The organism is Streptomyces sp. NPDC093109 (assembly GCF_040701725.1).
Classification (GTDB): domain Bacteria; phylum Actinomycetota; class Actinomycetes; order Streptomycetales; family Streptomycetaceae; genus Streptomyces.
The window spans coordinates 50,491-62,141 of record NZ_JBFBEZ010000045.1 but is presented as its reverse complement, the minus strand read 5'-3'; the positions used below and the strand labels follow the sequence as shown (position 1 = coordinate 62,141).

The 11,651-nt window shown below is 69.4% G+C and carries 9 protein-coding genes; 8 read left to right on the top strand and 1 reads right to left on the bottom strand.

The features are described from left to right. Positions 1 to 45 precede the first annotated feature (45 nt). Positions 46 to 1,050, bottom strand: coding sequence for a hypothetical protein (locus AB0389_RS31555; RefSeq protein ID WP_366398942.1), 1,005 nt, complete (start codon positions 1,048 to 1,050; stop codon positions 46 to 48). Between the two features lie 137 nt (positions 1,051 to 1,187). Between AB0389_RS31555 and AB0389_RS31550 the strand changes: the two genes are divergently transcribed. The 8 genes from AB0389_RS31550 to mrdA all read left to right on the top strand — a co-directional run bounded on the left by AB0389_RS31550 (position 1,188) and on the right by mrdA (position 11,650). After that, entirely contained in the window at positions 1,188 to 3,809 is a 2,622-nt protein-coding gene (locus AB0389_RS31550; RefSeq protein ID WP_366398941.1) for a valine--tRNA ligase, read from the top strand. 129 nt (positions 3,810 to 3,938) lie between these two features. Continuing rightward, positions 3,939 to 5,456 (top strand): folylpolyglutamate synthase/dihydrofolate synthase family protein, encoded by a 1,518-nt coding sequence (locus AB0389_RS31545; protein WP_366398940.1) that lies wholly within the window; start codon positions 3,939 to 3,941, stop codon positions 5,454 to 5,456. A gap of 4 nt (positions 5,457 to 5,460) precedes the next feature. Next, a complete protein-coding gene (locus AB0389_RS31540; protein WP_366398939.1) occupies positions 5,461 to 5,844 on the top strand; it encodes a DUF4233 domain-containing protein in 384 nt (127 codons plus the stop codon). Between the two features lie 85 nt (positions 5,845 to 5,929). Beyond that, complete coding sequence (gene ndk / locus AB0389_RS31535) at positions 5,930 to 6,343, top strand: nucleoside-diphosphate kinase (protein WP_366398938.1); 414 nt, start codon at positions 5,930 to 5,932, stop codon at positions 6,341 to 6,343. Positions 6,344 to 6,591: 248 nt separating this feature from the next. Further along, positions 6,592 to 7,611: a rod shape-determining protein gene (locus tag AB0389_RS31530; protein WP_114621988.1), complete on the top strand. Its 1,020-nt coding sequence runs from the start codon at positions 6,592 to 6,594 to the stop codon at positions 7,609 to 7,611. Between the two features lie 78 nt (positions 7,612 to 7,689). Continuing rightward, complete coding sequence (gene mreC, locus AB0389_RS31525) at positions 7,690 to 8,796, top strand: rod shape-determining protein MreC (protein WP_366398937.1); 1,107 nt, start codon at positions 7,690 to 7,692, stop codon at positions 8,794 to 8,796. An 11-nt stretch (positions 8,797 to 8,807) separates the two neighbouring features. Then, positions 8,808 to 9,473 carry a rod shape-determining protein MreD gene (mreD, locus tag AB0389_RS31520; RefSeq protein WP_366398936.1) on the top strand — a complete coding sequence of 222 codons (666 nt, stop codon included), beginning with the start codon at positions 8,808 to 8,810 and terminating at the stop codon, positions 9,471 to 9,473. Then, on the top strand, positions 9,470 to 11,650 hold the full coding sequence (mrdA, locus tag AB0389_RS31515) for a penicillin-binding protein 2 (RefSeq protein WP_366398935.1): 2,181 nt from the start codon (positions 9,470 to 9,472) through the stop codon (positions 11,648 to 11,650). The genes mreD and mrdA overlap by 4 nt, the downstream gene beginning before the upstream one ends. Position 11,651: the final 1 nt, after the last annotated feature.

Sequence of the window (11,651 nt, the reverse complement as noted above, 5' to 3'; positions counted from 1 at the left end):
GGCCGGTCCAACCGGCCGGGCGCCCCTGTGTGGTTGGCCCCTGTGTCAGAGCTTGGTGCGGGAGGTGTTGTAGACCTTCGCGGCCAGGGCCGCCGTCTCGTTCTGCGGGGTGGGGCTGCCCAGGAGGAGCCCGGCCACGTCCGCGACCGAGACCACACCGACCGTGGAGTAGTCGGCCCAGATGCAGGTGGGCACCTCGAACTCCTTCGGGCCCTTCTCCTGGGTGTTGTCGCCCTCCGGGTTGGTGATCTTGATGTTCTGGCACTTCATCAGCGCGCCCTTGAAGCCGTCCGGGGTGACCAGCTGGGCGGTGCCGACCAGTTCGGCCTTCGCGCCGGTCTCCGCGTCCTCCTTGGCGACACCGTTGAAGGCGTTGTCGATGACGTTCGCCGGGTCGTCGACCGTTCCCCACCAGCCTTCGAGCGAGATGCTCTTGAGCGTCGCCCCTTCGCCGATCTGGTAGCCGGCGGTCACCTGGGTCGGGTTCTTGACGCCCTTCTCCTCGACCTCCGTCTTCTTGGCGCCGGACAGCTCGGTACTCCGCGGCTCCTTGACCCGCTTGTACGTGTCGACCGCGTCCGCGGGCGTCAGCTTGTAGCCCTTGGTGTCGGCCGAGACATCGCTGTTGCTCGCGCCGCCCTGCGTGAAGTACCAGCCGCCGCCCGCGATCACGGCGATGGCCACGACCACCGCGACGATCAGCCCGGTCTTCTTTTTCTTCGGCGCGTCCTGCGGGGGAGCGGCGCCCCACTGGGGCGGCTGGGGCTGCTGGCCGTACGGCCCCTGGGGAGGCCCCTGCGGCGGCTGCTGCTGGCCGTACGGACCCTGCGGCGGGTCCTGTGCGTACGGGTTCTCGCCGGGCGCGGGATAGCCGTATCCGGGCGCCGGCGGGGGCGGCGGGGGACCCGGGACGCCCTGCGGGGGCGGCGGGGGGTAACCGTAACCGGGCCCCGGCTGGCCCGGCGGCTGCTGGCCGTACGGGCCGGGCTGGCCGTACGGACCGGGCTGCTGAGGCGGCCCGCCGTATGGGCCCGGCTGGTTGTAGCTCATCTGGTCGTCCCCTGGGTTGATGTTTATACGCTTCGAACATCCTGACGGAAGATCGCGCGCGGAGTGCCATCAAGGGCGGCACCGTTACCGAACATCCCGTTTCAATACACGGCTGTGACACCCTTAAACTGACCCTCGTGACCGAGAACACTCAGCAGCAGCCAGTCAGCGACCCCGAACTGCCGACCCAGTACGTTCCGGCCGAGGTAGAGGGGAAGCTGTACGAGCGCTGGGTAGAGCGCGGTTACTTCGAGGCGGACGCGAAGAGCGACAAGGAACCCTTCACCGTCGTCATCCCGCCGCCCAACGTCACCGGAAGCCTGCACCTGGGCCACGCCTTCGAGCACACCCTGATCGACGCCGTCACCCGCCGCAAGCGCATGCAGGGGTACGAGACGCTCTGGCAGCCCGGCATGGACCACGCCGGCATCGCCACCCAGAACGTCGTCGAGCGCGAGCTGGCCAAGGAGGGCAAGTCCCGCCACGACCTGGGGCGCGAGGCGTTCGTCGAGCGCGTCTGGCAGTGGAAGGGCGAGTCCGGCGGCCAGATCTCCGGCCAGATGCGGCGCCTGGGCGACGGTGTCGACTGGTCGCGCGAGCGCTTCACCATGGACGAGGGGCTCTCCCAGGCCGTCCAGACCATCTTCAAGAAGCTCTACGACGACGAGCTGATCTACCGCGCCGAGCGCATCATCAACTGGTGCCCCCGCTGTCTCACCGCGATCTCCGACATCGAGGTCGAGTACCAGGACGACGACGGCGAACTGGTCTCCCTGAAGTACGGCGACGGTGAGGACTCCGTCGTCGTCGCGACCACCCGCGCCGAGACGATGCTCGGTGACACGGCCGTCGCCGTCCACCCCGACGACGAGCGGTACGCCCACCTCATCGGCAAGCAGATCAAGCTGCCCCTCACCGACCGGACGATCCCGGTCGTCGCGGACGCGCACGTCGACCCCGAGTTCGGCACGGGCGCGGTCAAGGTGACCCCCGCGCACGACCCGAACGACTTCGAGATCGGCCGCCGCCACGACCTGCCCAACATCACGGTCATGGACGAGCGCGCCGTGATCACCGTCCCCGGCCCCTTCGAGGGCCTGGACCGGATGGAGGCGCGCTCCGCCATCGTCGCCGCTCTGCGGGCCGAGGGCCGGATCGTCGCCGAGAAGCGCCCGTACACCCACTCCGTGGGGCACTGCTCGCGCTGCAAGACGACCATCGAGCCGCGGCTCTCCCTCCAGTGGTGGGTCAAGGTCGAGCCGCTGGCCAAGGCCGCAGGGGACGTCGTCCGCGACGGACAGGTGAAGATCCACCCGGCGGAGATGGAGCCCCGCTACTTCGGCTGGGTCGACAACCTCCGTGACTGGTGCATCTCGCGCCAGCTGTGGTGGGGCCACCGCATCCCCGTCTGGTACGGGCCGAACGGCGAGGTCGTCTGCGTCGGCCCCGACGACGAGGTGCCCACCGGCGAGGGCTGGACGCAGGACACGGACGTCCTGGACACCTGGTTCTCGTCCGGGCTGTGGCCGTTCTCCACGCTGGGCTGGCCCGAACGGACCGAGAGCGTCGAGAAGTTCTATCCGAACTCCGTCATGATCACCGGCTACGACATCCTGTTCTTCTGGGTCGCCCGGATGATGATGTTCGGGCTGTACGCGATGGACGGCACCCCGCCGTTCCACACGATCGTGCTGCACGGCATGGTCCGCGACGAGCACGGCAAGAAGATGTCGAAGACCTTCGGCAATGTCGTCAACCCGCTGGACTGGATGGACGCGTACGGCACGGACGCGGTCCGCTTCACGCTCGCGCGCGGCGCCAACCCCGGGGTCGATGTGCCGATCGGCGAGGACTGGGTCCAGGGCTCCCGCAACTTCGCCAACAAGATCTGGAACGCGACGCGCTTCGCGATGATGAACGGCGCGACCGTCGAGGGCCCGCTGCCCGACGCGGCCGACATGTCCGCCGGCGACCGGTGGATCCTCTCGCGGCTGAACGCCGTGGTCGCGGAGGTCGACGCGTATTACGAGGACTACCAGTTCGCGAAGCTCTCCGACTCCCTCTTCCACTTCGCGTGGGACGAGGTCTTCGACTGGTACGTGGAGCTGTCCAAGACGTCGTTCTTCGCGGGCGGCGAGTCGGCGAAGGTTTCCGGACGGGTCCTCGGCGAGGTCCTCGATGTCACCCTGCGGCTGCTGCACCCGGTCATCCCGTTCGTCACCGAGACGCTCTGGACGACGCTCACGGGCAAGGAGTCGCTCGTCATCGCCGACTGGCCGAAGGACAGCGGCTTCCGTGACGTGGCGGCCGAGCAGGAGATCGGGAACCTCCAGCAGGTGATCACCGAGGTCCGCCGGTTCCGCGCCGACCAGGGCCTTCAGCCCGGTCAGAAGGTCCCGGCCAGGCTCGACCTGTCGGGCACCTCGCTGGCCGCGCACGAGGCGGCCATCCGGCAGGTGCTGCGGCTCCAGCCCGCGGAGGAGGGCTTCCACGCGACGGCGACCCTGCCGGTCGCGGGCGCCACGGTGGAGCTCGACCTGTCCGGCACGATCGACGTCGAGGCGGAGCGCAAGCGCCTGACGAAGGATCTGGCCGCCGCCGAGAAGGAGAAGGCACAGGCCCTCGCCAAGCTCGGCAACGAGGCGTTCCTCGCGAAGGCCCCGGACAACGTCGTCGACAAGATCCGCGGCCGGCTGGGCAAGGCCGAGGCGGACATCGAGCGCATCACGGCGCAGGTGGCCGCGCTGCCCCAGGGCTGACGCCCCGTCCCGTACGCCCGTCCCGTTCGCCGTTCCCGGCCCCTCGACCCGCACCGGTCGGGGGGCCGGGTCCGTACGGGACGGGGCGCGCCCGAGCCGCTGTCGGTGGCGCTCCGTAGACTGGGCTGCGTGAGCGAGCACCGTCCTTCCGACCAGCCCGGCGAGCCCGACGATTTCGACGAGATCGTCGCCGCCGCGACCGAACGCGACCCCGACTTCGCCGTGATCGAGGCCGGCAGCCGCACCCTGCGCGCCCAGGCGGGCCCCGCCGGGGGTGACGACGTACCGGGCCGTCCCGCGGACCCGGAGGTGGCCAAGGCCCTGCGCGCCGTCGAGCAGGAGCTGGCGGGGCGCTGGGGCGAGACGAAGCTCGATCCGTCGGTGGAGCGGATCGCCGCCCTGATGGATGTGCTGGGCGACCCGCAGCGCGCCTACCCCTCGATCCATATCACCGGCACCAACGGCAAGACGTCCACGGCCCGCATGATCGAGGCCCTGCTGAACGCGTTCGAGCTGCGCACCGGCCGCTACACCAGCCCGCACGTCCAGTCCGTGACGGAGCGGATCAGCCTCGACGGCTCCCCGATCTCCGCCGAGCGCTTCATCGAGACGTACGCCGACCTCAAGCCGTACATCGAGATGACGGACGCGGGGCAGGAGCACCGGCTCTCCTTCTTCGAGGTGCTGACCGCCATGGCGTACGCGGCGTTCGCGGACGCGCCGGTGGACGTCGCCGTCGTCGAGGTCGGCATGGGCGGCACCTGGGACGCGACGAACGTCATCGACGGCTCGGTCGCCGTCGTCACCCCGATCGACCTGGACCACACGGACCGGCTCGGCTCCACGCCCGGCGAGATCGCCAAGGAGAAGGCCGGGATCATCAAGCAGGGTGCGACGGTGATCCTGGCGCAGCAGCCGGTGGACGCCGCGCAGGTCATGCTGAAGAAGGCCGTCGACGTGGACGCGACCGTCGCGCGCGCGGGCATGGAGTTCGGCGTCGTCGCCCGGGAGGTGGCGGTCGGCGGCCAGCTGCTGACGCTGCGCGGCCTCGGCGGCGAGTACAAGCAGGTCTTCCTGCCGCTGTACGGCGCGCACCAGGCGCACAACGCGGCGGTGGCGCTCGCGGCCGTGGAGGCGTTCTTCGGCATCGGCGCCGAGCACGCCCGTTCGCTGGACATGGACACCGTCCGCAAGGCGTTCGCCGCGGTCTCCTCGCCGGGCCGCCTCGAAGTCGTACGGCGCTCGCCGACGGTGGTGCTGGACGCCGCGCACAACCCGGCGGGCGCGCGGGCGGCGGCCGAGGCCGTCACCGAGTCCTTCGGCTTCAGCCGGCTGATCGGTGTGGTCGGCTCCAGCGACGACAAGGACGTCAGGGGCGTCCTCGAAGCGCTGGAACCGATCTGTACGGAGCTGGTGGTCACGGCGAACTCCAGCGCGCGCGCGATGGACGCCGACCGGCTGGCGGGCATCGCCGTCGAGGTCTTCGGCGACGACCGGGTGCAGGTCGAACCCCGGCTCGACGACGCGCTGGAGGCGGCGATCACGCTCGCCGAGGAGGATTCCGAGTTCGCCGGCGCCGGTGTGCTGGTGACCGGCTCCGTCATCACGGTCGGCGAGGCCCGGCTGCTGCTGCGAAGGGGGCGCTGAACCCATGCGTACGCTCTGCGCGTCGACGCTCATCGGTGAATGTTTTGTGATCGGTTTCGCTGGTCTGGTCGCCATGAAGTCGGACGATCTGTCGATGGCCACCGTCTGGACGGTCTGCGGTGTCGGCATGCTGCTGTCCGTGCTGCTCTGCGGAGTGATCACCCGGCCCGGCGGTGTCCAGCTCGGCTGGGCGCTCCAGCTCCTGCTGGTCGCCAGTGGCTTCGTGGTCACGGAGATGTTCGTGCTGGGGCTGGTCTTCGCGGCGCTGTGGTGGGCCTCCGTCCACTACGGCCGCAAGATCGACGAGGCGAAGGCGCGCTGGGCGGCGCAGGCCGGGGCGGCGGACCCGGCAGGGGCGACCGGAGCGGCCGGGGCGGAGACCGCCTGAGGGTGGCTCGTACCGGGTGCTACGGGCTCCGTCGCTCCCGGTAATCTCCACCCCACTGCACTTATATGCCTGCAAGGAGCCGTACATGACTCAGCGCACTCTCGTCCTGCTCAAGCCCGACGCCGTCCGGCGCGGGCTCATCGGCGAGATCATCGGCCGTATCGAGCGCAAGGCGGGCTGGACCATCAGCGCGCTGGAGCTGCGCACGCTCGACCAGGAGACGCTGGAGCTGCACTACGGCGAGCACAAGGGCAAGCCCTTCTACGAGCCGCTGGTCGAGTTCATGGCCTCGGGTCCGGTCGTCGCGCTCGTCGTCGACGGTGAGCGTGTCATCGAGGGCATCCGGACGCTCTCGGGCCCGACCGACCCGATCGCCGCGGCCCCCGGGTCCATCCGGGGGGACTTCGGGACCATCGTCCGGGAGAACCTGATCCACGCCTCGGACTCCGAGGAGTCCGCCATTCGGGAACTGAAGATCTTCTTCCCGGGTCTTTCCTGACCGGGTGTCAGCCAAACGGCGCTGACCGTCTGGGGCGACCGAAGGAATTCGGTCGCCTTTGGGCATATGTAAGCCACTTCCGGGAACGCATCGGTCCGACACATCGTCACCCTTATTGAGGTGGGCCAGCGCGCCGTTGACGTCCCGGCGGCACTACGATGGAAACCTCCACGCCAGAGCACCCACCTCGCCATCCTGAAAAGCCATCAACGCTTGGGAAGGCCAGACGCATCCTCATGGGGAACAACATGTCGTTCATCGGCCGTGACATGGCTGTCGACCTCGGGACCGCCAACACGCTGGTGTACGTCAGGGGCCGGGGCATCGTACTCAACGAGCCGTCCGTGGTCGCCATCAACACCAACACGGGCGGAATTCTCGCGGTCGGCTCCGAGGCGAAGAAGATGATCGGCCGGACGCCCGGCAATATCGTCGCGGTCCGGCCACTGAAGGACGGCGTGATCGCCGACTTCGAAATCACCGAGCGCATGCTGCGCTACTTCATCCTGAAGATTCACAAGCGCCGCTATCTGGCCCGTCCCCGTGTCGTCGTCTGCGTGCCCTCCGGTATCACCGGAGTCGAGCGCCGCGCCGTCATCGAGGCGTCCACCCAGGCCGGCGCGCGACAGGTGCACATCATCGAGGAGCCCATGGCCGCCGCCATCGGCTCGGGCCTCCCCGTCCACGAGGCGACCGGCAACATGGTCGTCGACATCGGCGGCGGCACCACCGAGGTCGCGGTGATCTCGCTCGGCGGCATCGTCACGGCGCAGTCCATCCGGGTGGCCGGCGACGAGCTGGACAACGCGATCATCCAGCACGTCAAGAAGGAGTACTCCCTCCTGCTGGGCGAGCGGACCGCCGAGAGCATCAAGATCACCATCGGTTCCGCGTACGACCTCGACAAGGACGAGCACACCGAGATCCGCGGCCGTGACCTGGTCTCCGGGCTGCCGAAGACCGTGGTCATCTCCGCCGCCGAGGTCCGCAAGGCCATCGAGGAGCCGGTCAACGCGATCGTCGACGCGGTGAAGACCACGCTCGACAAGTGCCCGCCCGAGCTGTCCGGCGACGTGATGGACCGTGGGATCGTGCTCACCGGCGGCGGCGCCCTGCTGCGCGGTCTCGACGAGCGGCTGCGCCGGGAGACGGGCATGCCCATCCATATCGCCGAGGACCCGCTGGACTCCGTCGCGCTCGGCTCCGGCAAGTGCGTCGAGGAGTTCGAGGCGCTCCAGCAGGTGCTGGACGCGCAGCCGCGCCGGTAGCCGGGAGACACCAGGGGTGCGGCGGGTCGTTGGTACACACGCAGAAACATTCCTACGAGGAAGGCACGGCCGCCGCACGTGAGGGACACACGAGAGAGCCGTCTGCTCTTGGTGCTGCTGATCGCGATCGCGTTCGCCCTGATCACCGTGGACATCCGCGGTGGTCAGGATTCCCCGGTCGACGGCGCGCGGCAGGCCGCCGCGACGGTCCTCGGCCCGGTGGAGAACGGGGTCGCGGCCGCGGTCAATCCGGTCGGCAACGCCATAGGAGCCGTCCGTGACTCCGGCTCGCGGCACAACCGGATCGCCGCGCTCCAGAAGGAGAACACCGAGCTGAAGCAGCGGCTCGGCAGCGACGACCGCAACCGCAGCCGGGTGCGCGAGCTGGACAAGATGCTCAAGCAGGCCGGCGCCGGCCAGTACGGCATCAAGGGCGCCCAGGTCATCGCCATAGGAGCCGCGCAGGGCTTCTCCTGGACGATCACCATCGACATGGGCCGCGACGACGGCATCACACGCGACATGACCGTCATCAACGGCGACGGTCTCGTCGGCCGGGTCACCACCGTCGGCCCGAACACCTCGACGGTGCTCCTCGCCAACGACCCGGGCTTCACGGTCGGTACGCGCATGGAGGGCAACGACGAGCTGGGCTTCGCCACCGGACAGGGCGACCGGCCGCTCTCCGTCCAGCTCCTCAACGGCAAGGCGAAGATCAAGAAGGGCGACCGGCTGGTCACCTTCGGCTCCAGCAAGGACCGGCCGTTCGTGCCCGGTGTGCCGGTCGGCGAGGTCGTCAGGGTCGACCCGTCCGGCGGCGACCTCACCCGTACGCTCTCCGTCCGGCCGTTCGTCGGCTACACCAAGCTCGACATCGTCGGCGTCGTCGTGGAGGCGCCCCGGCAGGACCCGCGCGACACGGTGCTGCCGCCCAAGCCCAAGCCCGTCCCGACGCCGACCGTCACCGTCACGGTCACCCCGTCGCCGGACTTCAACACCCAGCTGACCCAGGACGGCGAGGCCGACCCGAACGCCGTCGGAGACGCGGCAGGTCAGCCGGACGCCAACGCCAACGCCAATGCCGACGCGAACGCGAACGCCAACGCGAACGCGAACAATGCCGACGCGGGCGCCAACGCGAACGCCGACGCGAACGCCAACGGCCCCGCAGACGAGCAGGAGTAGAGCTGATCCCCATGCGCTTCAACCGGATTCTGCTCTCGGCCACGCTGGTCGTGGTCGCCCTCGTCCTCCAGGTCTCCGTCCTCGCCCGGCTCCAGCTCCCCGGCGCGGTCCCCGACCTGATGCTCCTCGTCGTCCTCGCCCTCGCCTTCGTGTACGGGCACGTGGGCGGCGCGCTCATCGGCTTCGGCGCCGGGCTCCTCGCCGACCTCGCCCCGCCCGCCGACCACGCGGCCGGCCGCTACGCCCTCGTGCTCTGCGTCATCGGCTACCTCGCCGGGCTCGTACGGCCCGAGAAGGGCCAGATCCGCTCCGCGTTCGTCCCGATGGCCGCGGTCGTCGCGGCGGCGCTCGGCTCGACGCTGCTGTACGCGGGCGTCGGCGCCCTCGTCGGGGACACCGCCGCCCGCCATGTCGGCCTCGGCGGACTGCTGTTCACCGCCGCCGTCTACGACCTGCTGCTGGCGCCGTTCACCGTCCCGCTGGTGATGTGGCTGGCCAGACGCGCCGACAACGATCCGCTCGCTGAGACCAGGGACGGTGGCACCGACGTCGCCGCCGGCTGGATCACCAGCGGCACCGGACTGCGCATCGGCGGCCAGCGCGGCGGACTGCGCGTCAAGGCCGCCAGGAACCGCGCGGGCCGGGCCGGACGCATCAAGGGGGTCAAGCGCCTGTGAGCAACATTCCCGAGACCGGCCGGACCCCGCGGGTCCAGATCCGGCTCATCGTCATCCAGGTCCTCGTCTTCTCGCTGCTCCTCACCCTCGGCGGACGCCTCTGGTACCTCCAGATCCGCAACGGCCAGGAGTACACCGACGAGGCCAAGAACAACCACGTCCAGCAGGTCGTCCAGCCGGCCGTACGCGGCTCGATCCTCGACACCCGGGGTGTCCCGCTCGCCGACAACGAGACCCGGCTCGTGGTCTCCGCCAGCCGTACCGACCTCATAAAGATGAAGGACGACGGCAAGGCCGTCCTGACCCGGCTCGCCGAGGTCCTCGGGATGAAGCCCGACGAGGTCATCAACAAGGTCAGGCTCTGCGACTCCAAGACGCCCAAGCCCTGCTGGAACGGCTCGCCCTACCAGCCGATCCCCGTCACCGACGAGGCCACCACCCAGCAGGCACTCCAGATCCGCGAGCGCGCCGAGGACTTCCCCGGCATCACCGCCGAACCCACCGCCGTACGCCGCTACGCCGCGCCCGGCCTCGCCAACACCGCGCAGGTCCTCGGCTACCTCTCGCCCGTCACCGACGACGAGATCGCCAAGGCGCAGAACACCGACTCGCCGTACCTCCGCTCCGACCAGGTCGGCCGCTCCGGCCTGGAGCGTACGTACGACCAGCAGCTGCGCGGCAAGGCCGGCGTCACCCGGTACGAGGTGGACAACCTCGGCCGGGTCATCGGCGAGGCCAAGAGCGACAAGGCCGAGCCCGGAGCCAATGTCGTCACCTCGATAGACGCGCGCGTGCAGGCCGTCGCCGAGTACGAACTCAGCGAGGCCATGAAGGCCGCCCGCAAGGAGCTCGACCGCAACACCAACGAGAACTACAAGGCCGACTCCGGGGCCGTCGTCGTCATGGAGGCCAAGACCGGCCGCGTCGTCGCCATGGCCTCCCAGCCGACGTACGACCCCAACTCCTGGGTCGGCGGCATCTCCGCCAAGGACTACGCCAAGCTCACCGGCAAGAAGTCCAACTTCCCGCTGCTGAACCGGGCCATCCAGGGCCAGGCCGCCCCCGGCTCGATCTTCAAGGTCGTCTCGTCGACCGCCGCCGTCAACGCCGGATACCCCTTCGACGGCAACTACCCCTGCCCCAGCTCGTACAGCGTGGGCAGCCAGGTCTTCAAGAACTTCGAGTCCAAGGGCTACGGCTCCATCACCCTCGGCAAGGCACTTGAGGTCTCCTGCGACACCGTGTTCTACGGCCTCGCGCACAAGGAGTGGCAGAAGGACGGCGGCACCAAGCCCAAGAAGGACGCCCACAACTGGTTCTACACGACGGCCCACCAGTTCGGCCTCGGCAAGGAGACCGGCATCGACCTCCCCAACGAGGTCAGCGGCCGTGTCCCCGACCGCCTGTGGAAGCAGAACTTCTGGGAGGCCAACAAGGGCGGCTGGTGCAAGCAGGGGAAGAAGGGCGGCACCTACGTCGAGCAGCTCGCCTACGAGGGCTGCCTCGAAGGCAACCTGATGCGCGCCGGTGACTCCGTCAACTACTCGATCGGCCAGGGCGACACCCTCGTCACCCCGATCCAGATGGCCACCATCTACTCGGCCATCTCCAACGGCGGCACCCTCTACAACCCCACCGTCGGCAAGGCCGTCATCAGCCCCGACGGCAAGCAGGTCAAGGAGATCAAGCCCACGTCCCACGGCAAGCTGCCGATGACCAAGGACACGCGCGACAAGATAGACGAAGCCCTCGCGGGTGTCGCGACCCGCGGCTCGGCCGCCTGGCGGTTCGGCGGCTGGCCGCAGGACAAGATCCCGATGCACGCCAAGACGGGTACGGCCGAGGTCTACGGCAAGCAGACGACCTCGTGGTTCGCCTCGTACACCAAGGACTACACGATCGTGATGACGATCTCCCAGGGCGGCACCGGCTCCGGCGCCTCGGGGCCCGCCGTCCGCAAGATCTACGAGGCGATGTACGGACTGGACCAGGAAGGCAAGCAGAACCTGAAGAAGGCGCTCATGCCGACGCCCGCCAAGGCGCTCCCCAAGATCCAGCCCGACGGCTCCATCGACGCCCCGCAGATCAAGCCGTACGAGCCGGAGAAGGAACTCCCGGCCGGCGAACCGGTCCTCGCGGGCCCGCCCGCCGCCCCGAGCCCCGAGCGGAGAGACTAGG

What these genes read in the sequence shown, in the direction of transcription:
- AB0389_RS31555 (WP_366398942.1), bottom strand. Translation starts at nt 1,050, where the DNA reads ATGAGCTACAACCAGCCGGGCCCATACGGCGGGCCGCCTCAGCAGCCC.
- ndk (WP_366398938.1), top strand. Translation starts at nt 5,930, where the DNA reads ATGACTCAGCGCACTCTCGTCCTGCTCAAGCCCGACGCCGTCCGGCGC.
- mreD (WP_366398936.1), top strand. Translation starts at nt 8,808, where the DNA reads ATGCGCTTCAACCGGATTCTGCTCTCGGCCACGCTGGTCGTGGTCGCC.
- AB0389_RS31530 (WP_114621988.1), top strand. Translation starts at nt 6,592, where the DNA reads ATGTCGTTCATCGGCCGTGACATGGCTGTCGACCTCGGGACCGCCAAC.
- AB0389_RS31540 (WP_366398939.1), top strand. Translation starts at nt 5,461, where the DNA reads ATGCGTACGCTCTGCGCGTCGACGCTCATCGGTGAATGTTTTGTGATC.